Origin of the sequence: Bradyrhizobium sp. WBOS08, assembly GCF_024585125.1 — a bacterium.
GTDB lineage: Bacteria > Pseudomonadota > Alphaproteobacteria > Rhizobiales > Xanthobacteraceae > Bradyrhizobium > Bradyrhizobium japonicum_B.
This window is the reverse complement of the sequence record NZ_CP028988.1, coordinates 6,176,340-6,198,230: the sequence shown is the minus strand read 5'-3', so window position 1 is coordinate 6,198,230 and position 21,891 is coordinate 6,176,340. Positions and strand designations below refer to the sequence as shown.

The 21,891-nt window shown below is 64.6% G+C and carries 22 protein-coding genes; 12 read left to right on the top strand and 10 right to left on the bottom strand.

Annotated features, from left to right (window positions below; genetic code table 11):
* Positions 1 to 36 precede the first annotated feature (36 nt).
* On the top strand, positions 37 to 258 hold the full coding sequence (locus tag DCM80_RS29210) for a DUF433 domain-containing protein (RefSeq protein ID WP_257194858.1): 222 nt from the start codon (positions 37 to 39) through the stop codon (positions 256 to 258).
* Between the two features lie 3 nt (positions 259 to 261).
* Entirely contained in the window at positions 262 to 618 is a 357-nt protein-coding gene (locus DCM80_RS29205; RefSeq protein ID WP_257194857.1) for a DUF5615 family PIN-like protein, read from the top strand.
* A 72-nt stretch (positions 619 to 690) separates the two neighbouring features.
* Here the strand turns inward: DCM80_RS29205 and DCM80_RS29200 are convergent, their stop codons facing one another.
* From DCM80_RS29200 to DCM80_RS29185, 4 genes are all read right to left on the bottom strand, one after another.
* The gene (locus tag DCM80_RS29200; RefSeq protein WP_257194856.1) at positions 691 to 1,290 is read right to left on the bottom strand and encodes a YcxB family protein; all 600 of its coding nucleotides are present in this window, start codon (positions 1,288 to 1,290) and stop codon (positions 691 to 693) included.
* A 200-nt stretch (positions 1,291 to 1,490) separates the two neighbouring features.
* The gene (gene uvrA / locus DCM80_RS29195; RefSeq protein WP_257194854.1) at positions 1,491 to 4,469 is read right to left on the bottom strand and encodes an excinuclease ABC subunit UvrA; all 2,979 of its coding nucleotides are present in this window, start codon (positions 4,467 to 4,469) and stop codon (positions 1,491 to 1,493) included.
* A gap of 283 nt (positions 4,470 to 4,752) precedes the next feature.
* Complete coding sequence (locus DCM80_RS29190) at positions 4,753 to 5,445, bottom strand: outer membrane protein (protein WP_257194853.1); 693 nt, start codon at positions 5,443 to 5,445, stop codon at positions 4,753 to 4,755.
* Between the two features lie 239 nt (positions 5,446 to 5,684).
* A complete protein-coding gene (locus DCM80_RS29185; protein WP_257194852.1) occupies positions 5,685 to 6,464 on the bottom strand; it encodes an outer membrane protein in 780 nt (259 codons plus the stop codon).
* A 446-nt stretch (positions 6,465 to 6,910) separates the two neighbouring features.
* Between DCM80_RS29185 and DCM80_RS29180 the strand changes: the two genes are divergently transcribed.
* Both DCM80_RS29180 and gyrA read left to right on the top strand, forming a co-directional pair.
* The gene (locus DCM80_RS29180; protein WP_257194851.1) at positions 6,911 to 7,408 is read left to right on the top strand and encodes a single-stranded DNA-binding protein; all 498 of its coding nucleotides are present in this window, start codon (positions 6,911 to 6,913) and stop codon (positions 7,406 to 7,408) included.
* Positions 7,409 to 7,762: 354 nt separating this feature from the next.
* Positions 7,763 to 10,495 carry a DNA gyrase subunit A gene (gyrA, locus tag DCM80_RS29175; RefSeq protein ID WP_257194850.1) on the top strand — a complete coding sequence of 911 codons (2,733 nt, stop codon included), beginning with the start codon at positions 7,763 to 7,765 and terminating at the stop codon, positions 10,493 to 10,495.
* Positions 10,496 to 10,565: 70 nt separating this feature from the next.
* Here gyrA and DCM80_RS29170 read toward each other — a convergent pair whose 3' ends face one another.
* Positions 10,566 to 10,820, bottom strand: coding sequence for a hypothetical protein (locus DCM80_RS29170; RefSeq protein WP_257194849.1), 255 nt, complete (start codon positions 10,818 to 10,820; stop codon positions 10,566 to 10,568).
* 256 nt (positions 10,821 to 11,076) lie between these two features.
* Between DCM80_RS29170 and coaD the strand changes: the two genes are divergently transcribed.
* The 5 genes from coaD (at position 11,077) to queA (ending at position 14,284) form a co-directional block, all read left to right on the top strand.
* Positions 11,077 to 11,574: a pantetheine-phosphate adenylyltransferase gene (coaD, locus tag DCM80_RS29165; protein WP_028136279.1), complete on the top strand. Its 498-nt coding sequence runs from the start codon at positions 11,077 to 11,079 to the stop codon at positions 11,572 to 11,574.
* Between the two features lie 36 nt (positions 11,575 to 11,610).
* Positions 11,611 to 12,174: a peptidylprolyl isomerase gene (locus tag DCM80_RS29160; protein WP_257194848.1), complete on the top strand. Its 564-nt coding sequence runs from the start codon at positions 11,611 to 11,613 to the stop codon at positions 12,172 to 12,174.
* 9 nt (positions 12,175 to 12,183) lie between these two features.
* The gene (locus tag DCM80_RS29155) at positions 12,184 to 12,609 is read left to right on the top strand and encodes a hypothetical protein (RefSeq protein ID WP_257194847.1); all 426 of its coding nucleotides are present in this window, start codon (positions 12,184 to 12,186) and stop codon (positions 12,607 to 12,609) included.
* Positions 12,606 to 13,070, top strand: a complete 465-nt coding sequence (locus tag DCM80_RS29150) for a peptidylprolyl isomerase (protein ID WP_257194846.1) — start codon at positions 12,606 to 12,608, stop codon at positions 13,068 to 13,070. The genes DCM80_RS29155 and DCM80_RS29150 overlap by 4 nt, the downstream gene beginning before the upstream one ends.
* Before the next feature lie 140 nt (positions 13,071 to 13,210).
* Positions 13,211 to 14,284 (top strand): tRNA preQ1(34) S-adenosylmethionine ribosyltransferase-isomerase QueA, encoded by a 1,074-nt coding sequence (gene queA, locus DCM80_RS29145; protein WP_257194845.1) that lies wholly within the window; start codon positions 13,211 to 13,213, stop codon positions 14,282 to 14,284.
* A gap of 350 nt (positions 14,285 to 14,634) precedes the next feature.
* Here the strand turns inward: queA and DCM80_RS29140 are convergent, their stop codons facing one another.
* From DCM80_RS29140 to DCM80_RS29125, 4 genes are all read right to left on the bottom strand, one after another.
* Positions 14,635 to 15,672, bottom strand: coding sequence for an aspartate-semialdehyde dehydrogenase (locus DCM80_RS29140; protein WP_257194844.1), 1,038 nt, complete (start codon positions 15,670 to 15,672; stop codon positions 14,635 to 14,637).
* Between the two features lie 247 nt (positions 15,673 to 15,919).
* Positions 15,920 to 16,522, bottom strand: coding sequence for a PepSY domain-containing protein (locus DCM80_RS29135; protein ID WP_257194843.1), 603 nt, complete (start codon positions 16,520 to 16,522; stop codon positions 15,920 to 15,922).
* A 236-nt stretch (positions 16,523 to 16,758) separates the two neighbouring features.
* A complete protein-coding gene (locus DCM80_RS29130) occupies positions 16,759 to 17,505 on the bottom strand; it encodes a TetR/AcrR family transcriptional regulator (RefSeq protein ID WP_257194842.1) in 747 nt (248 codons plus the stop codon).
* Positions 17,506 to 17,640: 135 nt separating this feature from the next.
* A complete protein-coding gene (locus DCM80_RS29125) occupies positions 17,641 to 18,741 on the bottom strand; it encodes a patatin-like phospholipase family protein (RefSeq protein WP_257194841.1) in 1,101 nt (366 codons plus the stop codon).
* A 299-nt stretch (positions 18,742 to 19,040) separates the two neighbouring features.
* On the opposite strand from DCM80_RS29125, the gene tgt reads away from it, so the two are divergent.
* Positions 19,041 to 20,186, top strand: a complete 1,146-nt coding sequence (gene tgt / locus DCM80_RS29120; RefSeq protein ID WP_257194840.1) for a tRNA guanosine(34) transglycosylase Tgt — start codon at positions 19,041 to 19,043, stop codon at positions 20,184 to 20,186.
* 1 nt (position 20,187) lies between these two features.
* On the opposite strand, the gene DCM80_RS29115 is transcribed toward tgt, so the two are convergent.
* Positions 20,188 to 20,406, bottom strand: coding sequence for a hypothetical protein (locus DCM80_RS29115; RefSeq protein ID WP_028136289.1), 219 nt, complete (start codon positions 20,404 to 20,406; stop codon positions 20,188 to 20,190).
* A gap of 222 nt (positions 20,407 to 20,628) precedes the next feature.
* Between DCM80_RS29115 and cysK the strand changes: the two genes are divergently transcribed.
* A complete protein-coding gene (gene cysK / locus DCM80_RS29110) occupies positions 20,629 to 21,606 on the top strand; it encodes a cysteine synthase A (protein WP_257194839.1) in 978 nt (325 codons plus the stop codon).
* A 3-nt stretch (positions 21,607 to 21,609) separates the two neighbouring features.
* Entirely contained in the window at positions 21,610 to 21,852 is a 243-nt protein-coding gene (locus DCM80_RS29105; protein WP_257194838.1) for a BrnA antitoxin family protein, read from the top strand.
* Positions 21,853 to 21,891 lie beyond the last annotated feature (39 nt).

Here is a 21,891-nt window from a genome sequence, read left to right as displayed (position 1 = left end):
TGGTGTGCTATATCTTGGCAAAATTCGAGGACAGCCATGCGGCACGAGCGCATTGAAATCAACCCTGCGATCATGGATGGCAAGCCTGTGATCCGCGGAACACGCGTGCCGGTCGAATTGGTGTTGCGCGAGCTCGGCGCCGGTATGACCATTGAGACGATCATCGCGGAGCATCCGCGGTTGACGGCGGACGACATCCGGGCAGCCCAGGCTTTCGCGGCAGACTATCTGGCCGACGAAGACGTCATCTATCGCTGAACAGTGCTCTGGCTCGCGGACGAATGTATCGCGGTCTCTCTGGTTCGAGAGCTACGAAACGCCGGTCACGATGTGCTCTACATCGCCGAATTCGCTGCCAGTCTGGGGGACACGGAGGTCATGGCGCTGGCGTCGCGCAACGGGCGTCTTCTCCTCACGGCTGACAAGGATTTCGGTGAGCTGGTCTTTCGCCGCGGCCAAGCCGTTCCTGGTCTAATCCTGCTGCGTATCGATCCGGAGAGTGGGCCATTGGTACGAACGCGGCTTCTAGAGGTCGTCGACCAATTTGGTCAGAAGCTTTTTGGCCGTTATGTCGTGATCGACGAAGTTCGTTTGAGGTCCCGTCCGCTGCAAACTTGAATTTTGCTGCAAGTTGCGCACGTGAGTATCGATCTCACTCGTGCTAGCGGCGGGAGGCGCATACCGCTGACATTAGCGAGCTACAGCACCGCCATTGGGCGGATAAATTGCGCTTGAAGAAGCGGTGGCGGACCGCAACCGCTCGCTCGCCCATTCGACAAAAGCAGCGCGTGCGGAGGGATCGAAAAAGGCTCGCGCCGGGATGAAAAAGCCGTACCCCGAATTGTACCATATCGCCACCATGGTCGGCGTATCTGTCACGCCCTGGATGGAGTGCCAGGAGGTCCGGCGTTCGCTGGCGGGAGTCCTGACGACAATCGAGCTATCGTCTAGAGTGACGTGCCACGTCATTTGCGCGACGCGATCTACTTCAAATAGGTTGTCCTGGATTTGTCGGAAGACCTGCCACGCTAGGAAGAACGCGTAAATCTGGCCAAGCACAAAGCCGACTAGCAACGCAGACAGAATTTGCGCCGCTGCCCATTCCAGGGCCATGGCAAGAAGGCCGGCGACTATCACAACAGTCCAAATGATGAGCGCTTGAACTTGAAGGGCTTCCCGATTGACGTGCACCTTCAGACGTTTGCCGGCAAGTTTTCGGACGGATCTATCGTCCTCTATTGTGATATTGAATTGAAACCGAAAGCTTGACTGATCGATTACATCGCTCAACTCTGATCTCCGCGGTGAAGCCAGTTACTATAGCCATCACTCGCGAAAATAACCAAAGGTTGTGTCGACTGACAACGCCGTCATCTGAACATCTTGCGCACCCGCGGATGGGCTCGCCCCGACTCGGCTGCGTCCTCGCCGATGTCTGTCTGATTGCAGCCCCTTGGTGTCGCCTAGGCTAGCCGAGTCCAAAGTGAGGCTTACTCAGCCGCCTCGCTCGCCGCACGCCTCCGCTTCGGCTTCCGCGCCTTCTCCAACACCGGCGCCAAAAACTTCCCCGTATAGCTCCGCGGCGCTTTCGCGATGTCCTCCGGCGGGCCCCAGGCGACAATCTCGCCGCCGCCGTCGCCGCCTTCCGGCCCCAAGTCGATGACCCAGTCGGCGGTCTTGATGACTTCGAGATTGTGCTCGATGACGACGACCGTGTTGCCCTGCGCCACCAGCTCGTGCAGCACCTCCAAGAGCTTCTTGACGTCGTGGAAATGAAGACCGGTGGTCGGCTCGTCCAGGATGTAGAGCGTGCGGCCGGTCGCGCGCTTGGACAGCTCTTTCGCCAGCTTGACGCGCTGGGCTTCACCGCCCGAGAGCGTGGTGGCCTGTTGTCCCACGTGGATGTAGTCGAGGCCGACGCGGTGCAGGGTCTGGAAGGTTTCGCGCACGCGCGGCACCGCCTTGAAGAACTCGGCGGCTTCCTCGACCGTCATGTCGAGCACGTCGGCAATGCTCTTGCCCTTGAACAGGACTTCGAGCGTCTCGCGGTTGTAGCGCTTTCCCTTGCAGACGTCGCAGGTGACGTAGACGTCGGGCAGGAAGTGCATCTCGATCTTGATGACGCCGTCGCCCTGGCAGGCCTCGCAGCGGCCGCCCTTGACGTTGAAGGAGAAGCGGCCGGGCTCGTAGCCGCGCGCCTTGGACTCGGGCAGGCCGGCAAACCATTCGCGGATCGGCGTGAAGGCGCCGGTATAGGTCGCCGGGTTGGAGCGCGGGGTGCGGCCGATCGGCGACTGGTCGATGTCGATGATCTTGTCGATGTGCTCGAGGCCCTCGATGCGATCGTGCGGGGCGGCGCCTTCGCTGGCATTGTTCAGCTTGCGGGCGATGGCGCGGTACAGCGTGTCGATCAGCAGCGTCGACTTGCCGCCGCCGGAGACGCCGGTGACGCAGGTGAACAGGCCGAGCGGAATCTCCGCCGTGACGTTCTTGAGGTTATTGCCGCGCGCGTTGACCACCTTGATGGTGCGGCGATGGTTCGGCGGACGCCGTTCCGGCACCTCGACCTCGAGCTCGCCGGTCAAGTACTTGCCGGTCAGCGATTTCGGGTTGCGCATGATCTCGGCGGGCGTGCCTTCGGCGACGATGTGGCCGCCATGCATGCCGGCGCCGGGGCCGATGTCGAGCACGTAGTCGGCGAGACGGATGGCGTCCTCGTCATGCTCCACCACGACCACGGTGTTGCCGAGGTCGCGAAGTCTCTTGAGTGTGTCGAGCAGGCGGGCGTTGTCGCGCTGGTGCAGGCCGATCGAGGGCTCGTCCAGCACGTAGAGCACGCCGGTCAGTCCCGAGCCGATCTGCGAGGCGAGGCGGATGCGCTGGCTCTCGCCGCCGGACAGCGTGCCGGAGGAGCGGGACAGCGTGAGGTAATTGAGGCCGACGTCGAGCAGGAAGGTGAGGCGCTCGCGGATCTCCTTCAGGATGCGGCCGGCGATCTCGTTCTGCTGCGCGTTGAGCGCGCCGGGCACGGTCTCGAACCATTCGCCGGCCTTCCTGACCGACAGCTCCGAGATCTCGCCGATATGCTTAGCCCCGATCTTGACGCAGAGCGCCTCGGGCTTGAGGCGAAACCCGTGGCACGCCTCGCAGGGCACGTCGTGGAAGTACTTCGCCAGCTCCTCGCGGGCCCACTCGCTTTCGGTCTCGCGGTAGCGGCGGTTGATGTTGGTGATGACGCCCTCGAACGGCTTCCTGGTGTCGTAGGAGCGCACCCCGTCCTCGTAGGAGAACTTGATCTCGTCCTCGCCGGAGCCGTGCAGGATCGCGTTCTGCGTCTTCTTCGGCAGGTCCTTCCACTTGGTGGTTAGGGTGAACTTGTAGTGCTTGCCGAGCGCGGTCAGCGTCTGCACGTAATAGGGCGAGGACGACTTGGCCCAGGGCGCGATCGCGCCCTTGCCGATGGCGAGCTCCTTGTCCGGGATGACGAGATCCTCGTCGACATGCTGCTCGACGCCGAGGCCGCCGCAGGCGGGGCAGGCGCCGTAGGGGTTGTTGAACGAGAACAGGCGCGGCTCGACCTCGGGAATGGTGAAGCCGGAGACCGGGCAGGCGAACTTTTCCGAGAACAGCATGCGCTCGGGTCCGCTCTTGTCGTGGATCTTGGCGGTCTTCTTCTTCTCCTCAGTGGGAGCGGCCGCCGGCGCGTCGGCGAACTCGACGACGGCGAGACCTTCGGCGAGCTTCAGCGCGGTCTCGAAGCTCTCGGCGAGGCGCTGGCCGATGTCGGCGCGCACCACGATGCGGTCGACGACCACGTCGATGTCGTGCGGGAATTTCTTGTCCAGCGTCGGCGCCTCGCTGAGCTCATAGAAGGTGCCGTCGATCTTGACGCGCTGAAAGCCCTTCTTGAGCCATTCGGCGAGCTCCTTGCGGTACTCGCCCTTGCGGCCGCGCACGACCGGCGCGAGCAGATAGAGCCGCGTGCCCTCGGGCAGCGCCAGCACGCGGTCGACCATCTGCGAGACGGTCTGGCTCTCGATCGGCAGGCCGGTGGCCGGCGAGTAGGGCACGCCGACGCGCGCCCAGAGCAGGCGCATATAATCGTAGATCTCGGTGACGGTGCCGACGGTCGAGCGCGGGTTCTTCGACGTCGTCTTCTGCTCGATCGAGATCGCAGGCGAAAGGCCGTCGATCTGGTCGACGTCGGGCTTCTGCATCATCTCCAGGAACTGGCGTGCATAGGCCGACAGCGATTCGACGTAGCGACGCTGGCCCTCGGCGTAGATGGTGTCGAAGGCGAGCGAGGATTTGCCGGAGCCGGAGAGGCCGGTGAACACCACCAGCTTGTCGCGGGGAATCTCGACGTCGATGTTCTTGAGGTTGTGCTCGCGCGCGCCGCGGATCGTAATTGCGCGCAGGCTCGAGCCCGCGTTCTGTTGTTGGCGCTTCGCCTTGATCACTTCATCCATCCGAGTTGCCCCTAGGGAATCCCATGGGTGCGCGACCGCGCCAGAAAAAAGGCGCGCTTCGTCCGGAACCGGGATCGGCGCCGATGGGGTTGTCAGCGAACGTAGGAAGAACGCGCGTGGATTTCCAGAGGGAGTTGCGAATCGTCAACGGAATGTTGGCGCGCTGGCGGCATCTGGCAGCAGGAAAGCGCCGAACTGAGCCGACGCGTATCCGCCAAAACAAAAAGGCCGGCGCGAGGCCGGCCTTTCGTAACGCGAGCAGCGTTGCAGCTAAGCTTGCAGCTCAGTACTTGGCGACGACCGGGCCCCCGAAGTGATAGTTCACGCCGACCTGCACGGTGTGCAGGTTGAGCGTGCCGGTGGGAACGGTGCCCGAGAAGTAGGTCTCGCCGTCGAGGCTGCGATAGAGATACTCGCCCTTGACCGACCATTGCGGTGCGAAGAACGCCTCGACGCCGGCGCCGACGGTCCAGCCCGAGTGGAACTTGCTGTCGGAGGCCGACAGGCCGCCCAGGGTGGCGGTGAGCTTGTTGTCGATCCAGGCGTAACCACCGGTGCCGTAGAGCAGCACGTTGTTGATGGCCCAGCCGATGCGGCCGCGCACGGTGCCCATGGCGTCGGTCTTGGAGGTCAGCGAGGCGGGGACGCCACCGACGCCGGCGACGAAAACCGTGCCAGCTGCCGAGGCGCTGACGTCAGCCCAGGCGGCATCGGCCTCGAGGCCGAACACGACGTTGCCGGTCTGCCAGTTGTAGCCGGCGGTGCCGCCGACGAAGCCGCCCTGCATCTTGGGGTCGCCCGACGAGGCTTCCCAGGCGCCGCCACCGACGATACCGAGATAGAAGCCGGTCCAGTTGTAGACCGAAGCCAGCGGAGCAACCGGCGCCTTGGTGTAGGGGCGAGCCGCGAGATCAGCAGCCGAAGCAGGGGCCGCCAGAGCGAACAAACAGGCCGAAGCCAACAGAACTTTCTTCATTTTCAACTTAATCCCAGTCCCAGTTTCTATTGTTGCCTTCCTTGACGGAAGGGCAGCGGACTCAACGGCCCAACTGATGCGGTGCTTACACCACTGAAGCCGCAAGTTGTGTCTCCGAGAAGCCACAGTGGTCGAAAAGGTGATGGTTACTGACTCATTACGCCTGCATATCTGACCTCCCGAATGACAAAGGCCGGCGCGAGGCCGGCCTTCAATCATCGAACGATGTCAGAGAGATATCAGTATCTGGCGATCAGCGGCCCGCCCCAGCGGTAGTTCACCCGGATCAAGCCGATATCGACGTCCTGGCTGATACGATCGGAGCGTGTAACGGCGCCAAGCGGGGCCGCCAGCAGGTTGCCCGAACCGGTGAAAGTCATCGTGCGGTTGCCGAGGAAGATGTGGTCGTACTCGAGGCCCACCGTCCAGTTCGGCGCAAATCCAAACTCGATTCCTGCGCCCACGACGCCGCCCCAACGGGTCTCGTTGGCGCGGTCGAACTCGAGACCCGTGACGAGATCGTAGCTGCGGTAGCGGTCGCTGACGACGGCGCCGCCGCCTTTCACGTAGAGCAGTACGTTATTCCAGGCGTAACCGACCTGGCCGGTGATCAGACCGAAGGCATCGATCTTCGAGCGATTGCGCAGGCCCGTGCCCACGAGCACCGTGCTGATGTTGTCGCCGGAGAAGTCGGCCCAGTTGCCCTGGCCTTCGAGGCCGAACACCCAATTGGTCGACTGCCAGCGATAACCGACCTGGCCGCCAACCGTGCCGCCGGTCGCGCTGTGACAGCCCTCGCCAACCAGGACGCCGGTCCCGGGCGTGACGAAATCCCAGCACTTGCGGCTGCTGCCGCCGCCGCCGTTGAGGCCGACGTAGAAGCCGCTCCAGTCGTAGATGGCGGCGACCATCGGCGCCGGGGCCTTGGTATAGGGGCGCGCGGCGAGATCGGCCGCGCTGGCGGGAGCCGACAGGCTCAATGTCACGGCACCGATGGCACCAATCAGAATCTTGTTCATTGCAGTCTCCCCAGTGTTCGCCGCTTCTCGAAGTCCCCGAAGCAGCAGATCAGGCGCGACGCCCTTATGATTCAATTACAGGGCGATCGTAGTCCCAAGGCGGCGCCGAGTCCGTCTCTCAAATGCCACACTTGGCGGTGCCCGAAAGGGGTCGCAACTTGCTCAATGTTAAGCGGTTTTGCCTGTTTACCGGAACCTCGCCCGGTTCCCGTGGTGGAACATTCCTTGGTGCCGGTGGGATGAATCCCAAATTCTGTCCCGATGCGCTGTCGGGAAGAACAAATCTGGAACGCAGCGAAGGTCGATGCTATATGTGGGGATAACCCAGGGGGTGATGGGCTGAGTGGCGCCTGCGAGCGTATAGGGTCGCCCCAACAGGGCGCAGAGGAACGCGGGCAGCGCGCTCGGCCTTTGAAATCAAGTGGCATTCGGAGTGGAGAGCGGCGATGGCGGGAAGCGTCAACAAGGTCATTCTGGTTGGAAATCTCGGCAAGGATCCTGAAATCCGCCGCACCCAGGACGGGCGGCCGATTGCGAATTTGAGCATCGCGACATCGGACACCTGGCGCGACAAGAACACCGGCGAGCGCAAGGAGAAGACCGAGTGGCATCGCGTCGTGATCTTCTCGGAGCCGCTTTGCAAGATCGTCGAACAGTATCTGAAGAAGGGCGCCAAGGTTTACATCGAAGGTGCGCTGCAGACCCGCAAATACACCGACCAGAGCGGTGTCGAGAAGTATTCGACCGAGGTCGTGCTGCAGGGCTTCAACTCGACGCTGACGATGCTCGACGGCCGCGGTGGCGGCGGCGGAGGCGGCAGCTTCGGTGACGAGCCGGGCGGCGATTTCGGCTCTTCCGGCCCCGTCAGCAGCGCGCCGCGCCGTCCTGTTGCCGCCGGTGGCAGCAGCCGCAACAGCGACATGGACGACGATATCCCGTTCTGAGAACGGATCGGACGAGGCGGCGCTGGCGGGTCTTCGGAGCGCCTTTGCACGTCGTGTCAGCAAACCCTGCCAATTGGCAGAAAGGGCTCGGGATTCCCGAGCCCGCTTCATGTTCGGGTTGAACTCGGCCCGCGCTCGGCAAAGCGGATTGATGGGCGCTCGCCGCGCGGGGGATCCGTGGTGGCAGGGGCGATTTTGGACGACCTGTTCCAGGTTGCTTCCTGGTGTGCCGTGCAATGCCGTAAGTCATTGGAAAAATGAGCGGAAAAAGCGCTTCCCCTGACCCTGCAAGGGTGGTTATCAGGGCCTCGATGCGCTATATGATTCCCAGATAAAACCTCACCGGATTTCCCCTTGGCTGACGACGACAACAAGCCCGGCGACCAGCCGGCGCAACCCTCGGACATTCGCCCCGTCTCCATCTTCGAGGAGATGAAGAAGTCCTACCTCGACTACGCCATGAGCGTGATCGTGGCGCGGGCGCTGCCCGATGCGCGCGACGGTCTGAAGCCGGTGCACCGCCGCATCCTGTACTCGATGAACGAGCAGGGGCACACGCCCGACAAGAAGTACGTCAAGTCCGCCCGCGTGGTCGGTGACGTCATCGGTAAGTACCACCCGCACGGCGATCAGTCGATCTACGACGCCATGGTCCGCATGGCGCAGGACTTCTCGATGCGCGTGCCGCTGATCGACGGCCAGGGCAATTTCGGCTCGGTCGACGGCGATCCCGCGGCCGCCTATCGTTACACCGAAGCGCGCCTGACGAAGGCGGCGCTGGCCCTGTTGACCGACATCGACAAGGACACCGTCGACTTCCAGCCGAACTACGACAACAACGAGACCGAACCGTCGGTCTTGCCGGCCAAGTTCCCGAACCTTCTCGTCAACGGTGCGGGCGGCATCGCGGTCGGCATGGCGACCAACATCCCGCCGCACAATCTCGGCGAGGTCATCGACGCCTGCGTCGCGCTGATCGACAACCCCGCGCTCACCATCGACGAGCTCATCAACATCGTGCCGGGACCGGATTTCCCGACCGGCGGCGTCATTCTCGGACGGCAGGGCATCCGCTCCGCCTATCACCTCGGCCGCGGCTCGATCGTGATGCGCGGCAAGGTCGCGATCGAGACCATCCGCAAGGAGCGCGAGGCGATCATCATCACCGAGATTCCCTACCAGGTGAACAAGGCGACGATGGTCGAGCGCATCGCCGAGCTGGTCAAGGAAAAGAAGATCGAGGGCATCGGCGACCTGCGCGATGAATCGGACCGTGAAGGCTACCGCGTCGTCATCGAGCTGAAGCGTGACGCCGTTCCGGATGTGGTGCTGAACCAGCTCTACCGGTTCACGCCGCTGCAGACCAGCTTCGGCGTCAACATGGTGGCGCTCGACAGCGGCCGTCCGCGGATCATGCATCTGAAGGACCTGCTGACGATCTTCGTCGACTTCCGCGAGCGGGTCGTCACGCGGCGCACCAAGTACCTGCTCGCCAAGGCGCGCGACCGCGCGCATATCCTCGTCGGTCTCGCGATCGCCGTCGCCAATATCGACGAGATGATCCGCGTGATCCGAAGCTCGCCCGACCCGACCACCGCCCGCGACACCCTGATGTCGCGCGACTGGCCGGCCCGGGACGTCGAGGACATGCTGACGCTGATCGCTGATCCGCGCCATCGCATCAGCGCGGACGGCACGATCCGGCTATCGATGGAACAGGCGAGGGCCATTCTCGACCTGCGGCTTCAGCGCCTGACCGCACTCGGCCGCGACGAAATCCGCGACGAGCTCGACAAGCTCGCCGGCGAGATCGCCGATTATCTCGACATCCTGCGCTCGCGCGAACGCGTGCTCGGCATCATCAAGACCGAGCTCGCCGAAGTGAAGGCCGAGTTCGCCACACCGCGCCGCACCGTCATCATCGAGCAGGAGGGCGAGGTCGAGGACGAGGACCTGATCCAGCGCGAGGACATGGTCGTCACCGTCTCGCATGCCGGCTACGTCAAGCGCGTGCCGCTGTCGGCCTACCGCGCCCAGCGCCGCGGCGGCAAGGGCCGCTCCGGCATGCAGACCCGCGACGAGGATTTCGTCAGCCGGCTCTTCGTGGCGTCGACCCATACGCCGGTGCTGTTCTTCTCCTCGCGCGGCCAGGTCTACAAGGAAAAGGTCTGGCGGCTGCCAATGGCGGCGCCGAACGCGCGCGGCAAGGCGCTGATCAACATCCTGCCGCTGGAGCAGGGTGAGCGCATCACCACCATCATGCCGCTGCCGGAGGATGAATCGACCTGGGGCAACCTCGACGTGATGTTCGCCACGACGGGCGGCAACGTCCGGCGCAACAAGCTGTCAGACTTCGTCGACGTCCGCCGCTCCGGCATCATCGCGATGAAGCTCGACGACGACGAGGCGATCGTCGACGTGCAGATCTGCACCGAGCGCGACGACGTGCTGCTGACCGCCGCCGGCGGCCAGTGCATCCGCTTCCCCGTCACCGACGTGCGCGTGTTCACCGGACGCACCTCGATGGGCGTGCGTGGAATCGCGCTTGCCGAGGGCGACAAGGTGATCTCGCTGGCGATCCTGCGCCATGTCGACACCACCTCGGACGAGCGCTCGGCATATTTGAAAATGCGCCGTGCGGTCGCCGGCGAAGCCGGGGCTGAAGAGGCGGCAGTAGACGCCGAGGCCGAGGAGACGTCCGGCAGCTTCCAGCTTGCCCAGGAACGTTACGCCGAGATGTCGGCGCAGGAGCAGGTCGTGCTCACGGTGTCGGTCAACGGCTACGGCAAGCGGACCTCGTCCTACGAATACCGCACCACCGGGCGCGGCGGCAAAGGCATCGTCGCCATGAGCGTCAACAACCGGAACGGCAACCTGGTTGCCTCGTTCCCGGTCGAGGACGCCGATCAGATCATGCTGGTCACCGACAAGGGCCAGCTGATCCGCTGCCCGGTCGAAGGCATCCGCATCGCCGGCCGCTCGACGCAAGGCGTCATCGTGTTCGATACCGCCGAGGACGAGCACGTGGTGTCGGTCGAGCACATCACGGAAGAGGCGGAGAGCGGGAACGGGACAAACGGGGAGTAGGAGCAGCGGCCAAGCCTTGCTGCTCCATTCGCTGTTCGCAGCTCGCCATTGGCGGGCTTGACTGAGCCGACTACGGCGTGCGGTTGGCGGTCACGAGGCGCGCCTCGCGGATCGTCGCCTTGGTGCCGGCCTTGCGCAGGCACGTGGCCTCGAAATTCGGCCAGGCCTGCTGCGAGCAATCCTTGCCGGCGCGGATATCGAGCCGGTCGCTCTTGGCCAGCGGCTGCGGCACGCTGGCCTCGACGGTCGGGGCAAAGCCTGGCAGCAGGGTGAGGGCGGCGGCCATAAACGCAGAGATAGCGATCGCTGAAAGAGCCTTGATCATTGACAGTCCCCTGTGATGCGGCCGCCTACGCCCAGTGTGCGGCCCGTCATTCGTTGGCCGGATTAGTAACCATGGCCAGTTTCCGGACGTCTTCGCCCGGCGCGGGAAATGGTTTCGTGTCCGCGCCGTTTTGTTTCGTGCCCGCTCTCGGGACGAAACAAACCGGCCATCGCCGACACGGCCGGCGGGATATTGCCGGAAACGGCCGGGGAACCGGCCCGCTTGCCGGGCCGGGCCGGGCGCGGTAGGAGGGGGCATGCCGCGTATCGCCTTTTATCCCGGTTCCTTCGACCCCATCACCAACGGCCATCTGGACGTGGTCCGGCATAGCGTGTCGCTGTGCGACAAGCTCGTGGTCGCGATCGGGGTCCATCCCGGCAAGAAGCCGCTGTTCTCGACCGAGGAGCGGCTGAAGATGCTCCATGACGTCTGCGGGCCGGTCGCGGCCAAGGCCGGCTGCGTGCTCGAAGCCGTGACGTTTGACGACCTGTCGGTGACGTCGGCGCGCAAGCACGGCGCGACCATCATGATTCGGGGCCTGCGGGACGGCAGCGACCTCGACTACGAGATGCAGCTCGCCGGCATGAACGAGGCGATGGCGCCGGAGGTGCACACGGTCTTCCTGCCGGCCTCGCCGATGGTCCGCCCGATCACCGCCACTTTGGTGCGCCAGATCGCCGGCATGGGCGGTGACGTCTCGGCCTTCGTCCCGCCGGTCGTCGCGGCCCAGCTCAAGGCCAAATTCGCCGGATAACGGCGCGCTTCCTCTTTCCTCTGATCCGGAGTTGTCATGATCCGAATTCTCGCAGTCCTTGCCGCGCTTCTGTTCGCGGTGCCGGCGCTGGCGCAGCAATTGCCGGCCAACCTCGACAAGGCCAACGCCATCGTCATCGACAGCACCAAGGGCCGCATCGTCATCAAGCTGCGCAACGACATCGCGCCCCAGCATGCCGAGCGCATCAAGCAGCTCGCGCGCGAAGGCTACTACAACAACGTGCCGTTCCATCGCGTCATGGACGGCTTCATGGCGCAGACCGGCGACGGCCAGAACTTCAACGGCACCGGCGGGTCGAAATATCCGAACCTGAAGCAGGAATTCTCCAAGGTGCATTTTGCCCGCGGCATCGTCGGCATGGCCCGGCGCGGTGACAGCGTCGACAGCGCCAACTCGCAATTCTTCATCATGTTTGCCGACGGCGGCAGCCTCGATGGCCAGTACACCGTGGTCGGCGAGGTCGTGCAGGGCATGGACGTCGTCGACAAGCTGAAGAAGGCGCCTCCCGGATCCGCCGGCGGCGCCGTGACCGATCCCGACAAGATGGTGAAAGTGCAGGTCGCCTCCGACATCAAATAAGAGGCGGCGATGGCGCGTTGTGGCGACAAGCTCCTGCTGGTTGCCGCGATGCTGCTGCTCGGCACCTCGGGCACGGCTGCCGAGGTGAGGCAGGTCGATACCATCCAGGACGTGTTCCGGCACTTGCGCACCTGCTGGAGACCGCCGCCCGTTACCAAGGCCCGGCCACTCGACATCACCGTCGTCGTGAGCTTTAACCGGTCCGGCGACATTCTGGGCCATCCGAGGATCACCTATGAATCCGCGGAGGCCTCCGACAATGACCGGCTGCAATACCGGATCGCGGTGATGGAGGCGTTGCAACGCTGCACGCCCATGCCATTTACCGAAGCAATGGCCGGCGCCGCAGCGGGACGTCCATTCGCGATCCAGTTCCGCAGCCGCAAGACGTCACCTGACAAGACTTCACCCCCAACGCAAGAGAGACGAGCATGAGCGTCACCGAAAACACCCTGATCCTCGAGACCACGCAGGGCCCCGTCACCATCGAGATGCGCCCCGACCTCGCGCCCGGCCACGTCGCCCGCATCAAGGAGCTGGTCCGCGAAGGCTTCTACGACGGCATCGTGTTCCACCGCGTGATCGAGGGCTTCATGGCGCAGACCGGCTGCCCGCAGGGCACCGGCACCGGCGGCTCCGGCAAGAAGCTGAAGGCCGAGTTCAACAAGGAGCCGCATGTGCGCGGCACCGCCTCGATGGCGCGCGCCGCCAATCCCGATTCCGGCGACAGCCAGTTCTTCATCTGCTTCGACGACGCCCGCTTCCTCGACAACCAGTACACGGTCTGGGGCAAGGTCACCGAGGGCATGGAGAATGTCGACAAGATCAAGCGCGGCGAGCCCGTGCAGAACCCCGACAAGATCGTCAAGGCGCGGATGGCGGCGGACGGGGAATAAGCCGATTTGTCGGTGTCATGCCCCGCGCAGGCGGGGCATCCAGTAACCACCAGCGGCGGTTACGACCAAGATCGTGAGTACTGGATCGCCCGCCCCAGTGCGCGAGCGCGCACAAGGCGGGCGATGACAAGTTCCGGAACATGCGCACCGATCTGTTCGATTTCGACCTGCCCGCCGAGCGCATCGCCTTGCGCCCGGCGAGCCCGCGCGACTCCGCCAAGATGCTGGTCGTCGAGAACGGCGCGCTGCGCGACCAGACCGTTGCCGATCTGCCGTCATGGCTGAAGGCGGGCGACCAGATCGTCGTGAACGACACCAAGGTGATCGCGGCGCAGCTGAAAGGCCGCCGCATCGGCCGCGAGACCGAGCCCAGAATCGAGGCGACACTGATCAAGCGGCTCGACGGCTCGCGCTGGCAGGCGCTGGTGAAGCCAGCCAAGAAGCTCGTCGCCGGCGACCGCATTCGCTTCGGCAATGAAGGCAAGGTCTGCCTGCTCGGCCATCTCGATGCCGAGGTCGAGGCCAAGGGCGCCGAGGGCGAGGTCACGTTGTCGTTCTCGTTCCACGGCCCGGCGCTGGACCAGGCCATCGCCGATCTCGGCAGCCCGCCGCTGCCGCCCTACATCGCCTCCAAGCGCACGCCCGACGATCAGGACCTCGCCGACTACCAGACCATGTTCGCGGTGAACGAAGGCGCGGTTGCGGCGCCCACCGCCGGCCTGCATTTCACCCCGGCGCTGGAGCAGGCGCTGCGCGCGCGCGGCGTCGGCATCAACCAGGTGACGCTGCATGTCGGGGCAGGGACGTTCCTGCCGGTGAAGGTCGACGACACCGAAGCCCACAAGATGCACGCCGAGTGGGGCACGATCTCGGCCGAGACCGCGGAGCGCCTCAACAGTGCTCGCAACAATGGCAGCCGCATCATCGCCGTCGGCACCACGTCATTGCGCCTGCTCGAGAGCGCAGCCCGCGAGGACGGCACGATCCAGCCCTTCGCGGCCGAGACCGCGATCTTCATCACGCCCGGCTATCGCTTCCGCGCGGTCGACGTGCTGATGACCAATTTTCATCTGCCGAAGTCGACGCTGTTCATGCTGGTGTCGGCATTCTCCGGGCTGGAGACGATGAAGGCCGCCTACGCGCACGCGATCGCGAATGGCTACCGGTTCTATTCGTATGGCGATGCGTGTTTGCTGTTTCGGGCGGACAACTAGTGCCGTAGGGTGGGCAAAGCGAAGCGTGCCCACGTCTTTCCTTGATGCGGAGAAGAATGGTGGGCACGGCGCTTGCGCGCCTTTGCCCACCCTCATATGGGGGTTTGTGAGTCAAGGCCTGTCGATTGGCTTGAGTGAGTTTGGCACGGTGCGAGGGCGGCGCGCGGAGCCATGCGTAGCGCAGCGCGACGACCGTGATCCGGAAAATTGTGCCATTATGGTCGGTGGTGAGCGTGGCTGTCGATGCTTGCATCTGACTCTCCGTGGGTTCGAGTGTGGAAACCCAAACCTACCGGAAAGGCCACGCTCACCGCCCATGGAATCTACGATACCTGTTGCTACGATAACGACTACGCCATCACACGCTGCGGCAGGAGCTCGGCGATCTGCACCGCGTTCAGCGCGGCGCCCTTGAGCAGCTGATCCGCGGCCACGAACATCGAGATCGAATGCCCTGTGGGATCGCTGAGATCCTTGCGGATGCGGCCGACCAGGACGTCGTCCTGGCCCGAGGCGTCGATCGGCATCGGGAAGTAGTTCTTCGTGCGGTCGTCAACCACCTTCACGCCGGGCGCCTGCGCCATGATGGCGCGGACCTGGTCTTCGCTGATCGGCTTCTCGCATTCGAAGGTGATGGCCTCGCAATGGGCGCGCAGCACCGGCACGCGCACGCAGGTGACGCCGACGGCGATGGTGTCGTCCTCGAAGATCTTGCGGGTCTCCTTGATGACCTTGGTCTCTTCGTCGTTGTAGCCGGTGTCGGGGTCGACGGCGGTGTTGTGGTTGAAGAGGTTGAAGGCGTAGGGGTGCGGCATCACCTTCGGCGTATAGACCTGCCCGTTGAGATTGGCGCGGGTGGATTCGACCAGCTCCTCCATCGCGGCGGCACCGGCGCCCGAGGCGGCCTGGTAGGTCGAGATGATGACGCGCTTGATGCGGTTCTTCTGGTGGATCGGCCACAATGGCACCAGCGCGGTGATCGCCGCGCAGTTCGGATTGGCAATGATACCCTTGTGGTCGCGGATGCGGTTCGCGTTGATCTCGGGGATCACCAGCGGCACGTTCGGGTCCATGCGGAAAGCGGAGGAGTTGTCGACCACGACCGCACCCGCCTTGACCGCGATCGGCGCATACTTCTTGGAGATGCTGCCGCCGGCGGAGAACAGGGCGATGTCGACACCCTCGAAGGACCGCTCGGTCAGTTCCTCGATGACGACGTTCTGGCCGCGGAACGACACCGTCCTGCCGGCCGAACGGGCGCTGGCGAGCGCCTTGAGCTTGCCGACGCGAAAGCCGCGCTTGTCCATGGTGGCGATGAATTCGGCGCCCACCGCGCCGGTGACGCCGACAATCGCGACGACGGGATCGTTACTCACTTTGTCCTCCATTGAGATTTGCGAATGAGACAACAAAAAAGCCCCGGACCAACGAGGGCGGGGCTTCGGTAGAGCTTGATGCGTTTAGTCGACGACTACGCGCGCACGCCTCCCCGGGCCCCTGAGGCCGTGGTGGTTTTGGTCGTGCGTTTGGTGGTCGTGAACATGGCGGCGACTTATGCGGGAGAGTCCGGCCGCCGTCAATGGCCTTTTGCCCCGGTCGATGCCAGGGCGGCGACCCTGCCTTGCTTGGCAGCCGCTATTTCGTCCTGGCGCCCGGGGGCTCCAGGATGACTTCCTTGAGATCGTTGCCGCTGATCACGACGATCGCGAAATTGAGCCGGCCGCGTTCGCGCACGAGGCCACCGCTGATCGCCTTGCCCGAGGCCGCGCGCTCGGCAACGCGCACGGCATCCGCGAGGCGGTGCCTGATCGCACCGAGTGCCGCAAGGTTGTTGCGATCGTCGTGGTCGAGCTCGGCGAGGGGCAGGGCAGCTTCCCCGCCCACCAGTTCGCCCGTCGCAGCGTTGATGGTGTGGCGCCAGATCCGGTCGTTGTGCAGGGTCTTTACCCGGTACACCGCGACGCCGGAGCCGCCGTCAAAACTCACATCTGCGGTGGTGGCGCCGGCGTGGCGGGCTTCCGCGATCGCCATGGCCTGGCTGATCGAGATCGACGAGCTGCGAAAGCGCTCGATCTCGCGGCTGACGGCCTGGCGGTCAGCCTCGGCATCACCATCTGTATCGCTGTGTAGCGCGGTCGGTGTGCCCGTGGTCACGGTCGCCTGCAACGGCGCGGCGAGGAGCAGCGCAGGCAGGGCGATCGCGAGCAGTTGCAAGGTCCGTCGTCTGGCTGGCGTCATGTTCGAAATCTTCGACCTGCGAGAGTGCCGGATGAACGTAAAGTATTCGCGGCGGGCCTCGGGCAAAGGCCGGCCGCGGAGCGCCGCGGCGGGCTGTACCTGCCGCGACGATCGAAGCGGTCCGACCCTCCTTGGGGCTGTGAAAGGCGGCCCGGACCAACTTAACTAAACAATACCGTATCGTTTTATTTGGTCAATGTCGTTACGGGCAGTCCGGGCGCGAATTCACGGAATCGTCAGCGGGACGAGCGGCGCCGCGTCGGGCCTTTTGCGGCGTCCCGGACCCGATCGGCAGGTCCCAGCGCCCCGGCCAGGAACAGCTTGATCGCCGCGCGCGTGCGCTTTTCGGCGGCCTTCATATCGAGTGTCGTTCCGAAGGTTGCCATGCGGTGGGTGTGACCGACCACCACGTCGAGAAATACCTCGGCCGCAATGGTGGTGTCCTCGACGTCGAGCGCGCCTTGCGCGACCAGATGGTCGAAGAAGCGCGCGGTGGTGGCGACGGCCTTGAGCCAGCCTTCCTCCTTGCCGAGCTTGGCGACGTCGGGGAAGTTGATGGCCTGTGACGTCATCATGCGGCTGAAGGCGACGGCGTCGGGACCGCAGGTGAATGAGAGCATCTCGCGCCCGATCTCGACCAGCCGCTGCTCGACCGAGATGTCGGCGGCGCTGCTCAGCTGGGTCTCTGCCGCGGCCGACAGCGGCGCAAGCCAGCGTGCGATCTCGCGCCTCAGCACGGCGGCAAACAGGCCGCGCTTGTCGCCGTAGCGGGCATAGACGGTGGGCTTGCTGACCCGGGCCGCTTCCGCGACCGCGTCGAGCGAGGTCGCGTCGAAGCCGCGATCCAGAAACAGGCGGGTGGCGACCTCGATCAAGCGCTGGTCGCGCTCGATGGCGGCGGTCTTGGTCGGCCGGCCACCGCGGGATTTCGGCATCTCGCGCCGCGGCGCTGCCGGTCTCGTCCTGGTCGCAGTCAATCCCATGCCCAATGATTCCTGCGCGTTTCTGACCTTCGTCATTCGCTCTATATCGCGCAGCAGCCGGGACGTCATCGCCAATCTGGCCGAATTGGCCGTATCGTCAACCGTTTCAGCACGGCCTCGTTCCGTCACGCGGATTCACGGCAGCGTCGAGGTCCAGGCCTGGCCGGATGCAGCCTTCTCGTATCCGTACTGATACAGCGCCCGCATATAGGCGGTGTCGAACCCTTCGGACGGCGGGGCGGGGTAGTCGCGCGCGATGTAGGAGAGATGAAAACCGAGACGGTTGCGCCGCGCGAAATCATAGGTCGAGAAGATGATCGAGCGCGTCTGCGACTGGGTGATCGCCGACAGGCTGCGCGAGGCGACGTCGATGGTGCCGTTGGAGACCAGCTCGAAATTGCGCTCGATCTTCTTGTTGACGAGGATGTAGATGTCCAGCTTCGCATTGCCCAGCAGCCGGCTGCCCTGGAACAGCAGGGCTTCCGGCAGCGTCAGCACCGGCGCGGTCACGCCGCCGTCGACATGCATCTCCTGAAACTTGCGGCCCTGGCCTTCGGCGTCGATCATGATCGGCGGAAACACCAGGGGAATGCTGGCCGAGGCCGCCATCACGTCGCGAAACAGCTTGAGCGCCTCGGGCGTTCCGACCGCGGCGATCTTGCCCATGTCCCAGATCGCGGTGCGCTGGGTGTCGAGGTCGGTCGTCGCGATCAGCAGCTTTCGCCCCTTGGCGTTCTCGCGCGCAACCTGGGCCAGAATCTCCGGCCCGACATAGCGCGCGACCAGCTCGCGCAGTCGCGTGTTGCCGAACAGGCCGGACCCGAATAGCACGCGCATGATGCTGGGATCGTTCAGCAGGCTCTCCGCGATGCCGCTGGTGTAGACTTCCTTCAGCGTGTCGTCGTATCGCGGGCCGAGAAACGCGAACGGCGCGATCAGGCCGCCGGTGCTGACGCCCGAGACGACGGAGAAGGTGGGGCGGGTTCTGGCCGCGGTCCAGCCGTTGAGCACACCGACGCCGTAGGCGCCATCGGCGCCGCCGCCGGAAAGCGCCAGATAGGACTTCGTCGCCGTGCTGGTGTCCTTGTCGAAGCTGAATTTCGTGACGGGGTCGTCGGCGTAGCGCCTGAGGCCATCGATATCGAGCACCCGCGATGTGCTGGCTTCGGCGGCCGTATAGGGTGTGCGGGGCAGGGAGGTGCAGGCGGCGAGCGCCAGGCTGCACGTCAGGACCATGACCGCGGTCAGGCCGCCGGTTGTGGGCCTGATCCGGTGGCGCCGGCGGCCGGAGATGTCGGTCGAACAGGAAAGAGGTGGCATTGTCGGTGGCTGGCGATCACACATCTGGCGCCGCCGGCAAATCTCACCGCGGCACCTCGTCCAGCCCCCTAGTAAAACTATACTGTATCGTTTTGTTTAACAAGGCTGTCGGCGGGAATAATCGCGTCCATTGTGTCCCAGGCTGAGGCACCGGCCGGCCGCTCCGCGGGCTGGGCGGGTTGATCGACGTGCTCCGACACGCAATAAGCACCGCCATGAATCCCGACAACGATCTTCCCAATCACTTTGAATTGCTCGCCACCGATGGCGCCGCGCGCACCGGGCGCCTGACCACACCCCATGGCGTGGTGCGGACGCCGGCCTTCATGCCGGTCGGCACCGCCGGTGCCATGAAGGGCATGCACTGGCGCGAGGTGCGCGATGCCGGTGCCGACATCGTGCTCGGCAACACCTATCACCTGATGCTGCGCCCGACCGCCGAGCGGATCGCGGCGCTCGGCGGCTTGCAGCGTTTCACCGGCTGGAACGGGCCGATGCTGACGGATTCCGGCGGCTTCCAGGTGATGTCGCTGTCGGACCTGCGCAAGGTCACCGAGAACGCCGTCACCTTCCGCTCCCATATCGACGGTGCCAAGGTCGAGCTGTCGCCGGAGCGCTCGATCGAGGTGCAGCGCCTGCTCGGCTCCGACATCGCCATGCAGATGGACGAGTGCGTGCGGCTGCCGGCCGAGCACGCCGACATCGAGCGGGCGATGCAATTGTCGCTGCGCTGGGCCGAGCGTAGCAAGCGCGCCTTCGAGCGCGCGCCCAAGGGCTACATGCTGTTCGGCATCGTGCAGGGCGGCGACGTCCCGCAGCTTCGTCACGCGAGTGCCCAAGGCCTGGTCGAGATCGGCTTCCATGGCTATGCGATCGGCGGCCTTGCCGTCGGCGAGCCGCAGGAGGTGATGCTGGCGATGATCGACGAGACCGCGCCGGTGCTGCCGAAGGAGCGCCCGCGTTATCTGATGGGCGTCGGCACGCCCGACGACATCCTCGAAGCCGTGAAGCGCGGCATCGACATGTTCGACTGCGTGATGCCGACGCGCAACGGCCGCCACGGCGTCGCCTTCACGCGTTTCGGCCAGGTGAATTTGCGCAATGCGCGCCATGCCGACGATCCGCGTCCGCTGGACGAGGAGAGTTCATGGCCGTCGACGCGCAATTGCGCGCGCGCCTATCTGCACCATCTCGTCAAGGCGGGCGAGACGCTGGGGGCGATGCTGCTGTCCGAAATCAACATTGCCTATTACCAGTTCCTGATGCAGGGCATCAGGGACGCGATCGCAGGCGGAACGTTCGAGGAGTTCTATCGGCGTACGCGCGAGGACTGGGCGAGGGGCGACATCGCCCCACGCTAGCTCAGTTGCACACGAAGCGTTGCTTCACGGCATGTTTGGTCACGAAGCCATAGCCGCAATTGTCGCAGGTCCAGAGATAGCTGATCATTTGGTCCGAGACGTAGGCGGACGCTTCGGCGGCGACCATGGAGTCGGCGCAGACGGGACAGGTCGGCAACTCGCTGCAACGCGGATCGCGGTTCGGCGCGACGGTCGACAACACTTCAGCAATTGCTGACATCGTGGTGACCTCCCTGCTTTAAGACCTAAGTCTAACATAAGCCGAAGCGGTTGACGAGGTCGCAACACAAATGCGTTGGTTTTCTGATCTTCGCCGCTCACGTGATTTTGCGATGCAGCGTATTTAACATGTGCCGCATTGTCGCTTGCGTGCCGCCGCAAGCTGTCTGTAACTGCGCAATGCCGCGATAGATGTGCAAATTGTCGCCACAGGGAGTTCATCATGAACGCACCGTCCAACACGGGTGCAGCGCACCAAGCCGGCCGCGGCCGGATCTACGACTCGATCGTCGAGGCCTTCGGCAATACGCCGATCGTGCGCTTGCGCCGGCTGCCCGGCATGCACGGCGTGAATGCGACCATTTTGGCAAAACTTGAATATTTCAATCCTGCCGCAAGCGTGAAGGACCGCATCGGCGCCGCCATGATCATCGCGATGGAGAAGGCCGGCATCGTCAAGCCCGACACCGTGCTGATCGAGCCGACCTCCGGCAACACAGGCATCGCGCTCGCCTTCGTGGCGGCGTCGCGCGGCTACCGGCTCAAGCTAGTGATGCCGGAATCGATGTCGATCGAGCGGCGCAAGATGCTGGCTTTTCTCGGCGCCGAACTGGTGCTGACGCCCGCGGCGCAAGGCATGAAGGGCGCAATCGCCGCCGCCGAGGAACTGGTGAAGATGACGCCGAACGCGGTGATGCCGCAGCAGTTCAAGAACCTCGCCAATCCCGAGGTGCACCGGCGCACCACCGCCGAGGAGATCTGGAACGACACCGGCGGCAACATCGACTTCTTCGTCGCCGGCGTCGGCACCGGCGGCACCATCACCGGCGTCGGCCAGGTGCTCAAGCCGCGCAAGGCCTCGCTTCGCGTGGTCGCGGTCGAGCCGGAGGAGAGCCCGGTGCTGTCGGGCGGACAGCATATCCCGCACAAGATCCAGGGCATCGGCGCCGGCTTCGTCCCCGACATCCTCGACCGCGCCGTGATCGACGAGATCGTGAAGATCAACTCGACGACCGCGATCGAGACCTCGCGCGCGCTGGCACGGCACGAGGGTATTCCCGGCGGCATCTCCTCGGGCGCTGCGATTGCGGCCGCGCTGCAGATCGGCAAGCGGCCGGACGCCGCCGGAAAGACCATCCTGGCGATCGTGCCGTCCTTCTCCGAGCGGTATCTTTCGACGGCCTTGTTTGAAGGAATCTAGGACATGGCGGAGCAACCACCGAGGCGGCCGCGCACGCTGGGCGATGCCAGGACGGAAGCAGAGGCCGCGTTCAAGAAGGTGACGGCCAAGGTCGCCGCGGCGCCGCCCAGACAGACGGCTGTTCCCGGCATCAAGGAGCAGGTCACGCTGCGCATCGATCAGGACGTGCTGGAGTTCTTCCAGGAGGGTGGCCCCGGCTGGCAGGATCGCATCAACGAGGCGCTACGCAAGGCGGCGGGGAAGTAGGGAGTCTCGTCACGCACACTAGGGCTCCTCATCCTGAGG

Bases quoted from the DNA above. Each gene is read 5' to 3' on its own strand.
- coaD (WP_028136279.1), top strand. From the start codon at position 11,077: ATGCCGCGTATCGCCTTTTATCCCGGTTCCTTCGACCCCATCACCAAC.
- DCM80_RS29125 (WP_257194841.1), bottom strand. From the start codon at position 18,741: ATGGTCCTGACGTGCAGCCTGGCGCTCGCCGCCTGCACCTCCCTGCCC.
- DCM80_RS29140 (WP_257194844.1), bottom strand. From the start codon at position 15,672: ATGGAGGACAAAGTGAGTAACGATCCCGTCGTCGCGATTGTCGGCGTC.
- DCM80_RS29160 (WP_257194848.1), top strand. From the start codon at position 11,611: ATGATCCGAATTCTCGCAGTCCTTGCCGCGCTTCTGTTCGCGGTGCCG.
- DCM80_RS29115 (WP_028136289.1), bottom strand. From the start codon at position 20,406: ATGTCAGCAATTGCTGAAGTGTTGTCGACCGTCGCGCCGAACCGCGAT.
- DCM80_RS29185 (WP_257194852.1), bottom strand. From the start codon at position 6,464: ATGAACAAGATTCTGATTGGTGCCATCGGTGCCGTGACATTGAGCCTG.
- DCM80_RS29210 (WP_257194858.1), top strand. From the start codon at position 37: ATGCGGCACGAGCGCATTGAAATCAACCCTGCGATCATGGATGGCAAG.
- cysK (WP_257194839.1), top strand. From the start codon at position 20,629: ATGAACGCACCGTCCAACACGGGTGCAGCGCACCAAGCCGGCCGCGGC.
- uvrA (WP_257194854.1), bottom strand. From the start codon at position 4,469: ATGGATGAAGTGATCAAGGCGAAGCGCCAACAACAGAACGCGGGCTCG.
- DCM80_RS29135 (WP_257194843.1), bottom strand. From the start codon at position 16,522: ATGACGCCAGCCAGACGACGGACCTTGCAACTGCTCGCGATCGCCCTG.
- DCM80_RS29130 (WP_257194842.1), bottom strand. From the start codon at position 17,505: ATGGGATTGACTGCGACCAGGACGAGACCGGCAGCGCCGCGGCGCGAG.
- queA (WP_257194845.1), top strand. From the start codon at position 13,211: ATGCGCACCGATCTGTTCGATTTCGACCTGCCCGCCGAGCGCATCGCC.
- tgt (WP_257194840.1), top strand. From the start codon at position 19,041: ATGAATCCCGACAACGATCTTCCCAATCACTTTGAATTGCTCGCCACC.
- DCM80_RS29180 (WP_257194851.1), top strand. From the start codon at position 6,911: ATGGCGGGAAGCGTCAACAAGGTCATTCTGGTTGGAAATCTCGGCAAG.
- DCM80_RS29155 (WP_257194847.1), top strand. From the start codon at position 12,184: ATGGCGCGTTGTGGCGACAAGCTCCTGCTGGTTGCCGCGATGCTGCTG.
- DCM80_RS29190 (WP_257194853.1), bottom strand. From the start codon at position 5,445: ATGAAGAAAGTTCTGTTGGCTTCGGCCTGTTTGTTCGCTCTGGCGGCC.
- DCM80_RS29170 (WP_257194849.1), bottom strand. From the start codon at position 10,820: ATGATCAAGGCTCTTTCAGCGATCGCTATCTCTGCGTTTATGGCCGCC.
- DCM80_RS29105 (WP_257194838.1), top strand. From the start codon at position 21,610: ATGGCGGAGCAACCACCGAGGCGGCCGCGCACGCTGGGCGATGCCAGG.
- DCM80_RS29150 (WP_257194846.1), top strand. From the start codon at position 12,606: ATGAGCGTCACCGAAAACACCCTGATCCTCGAGACCACGCAGGGCCCC.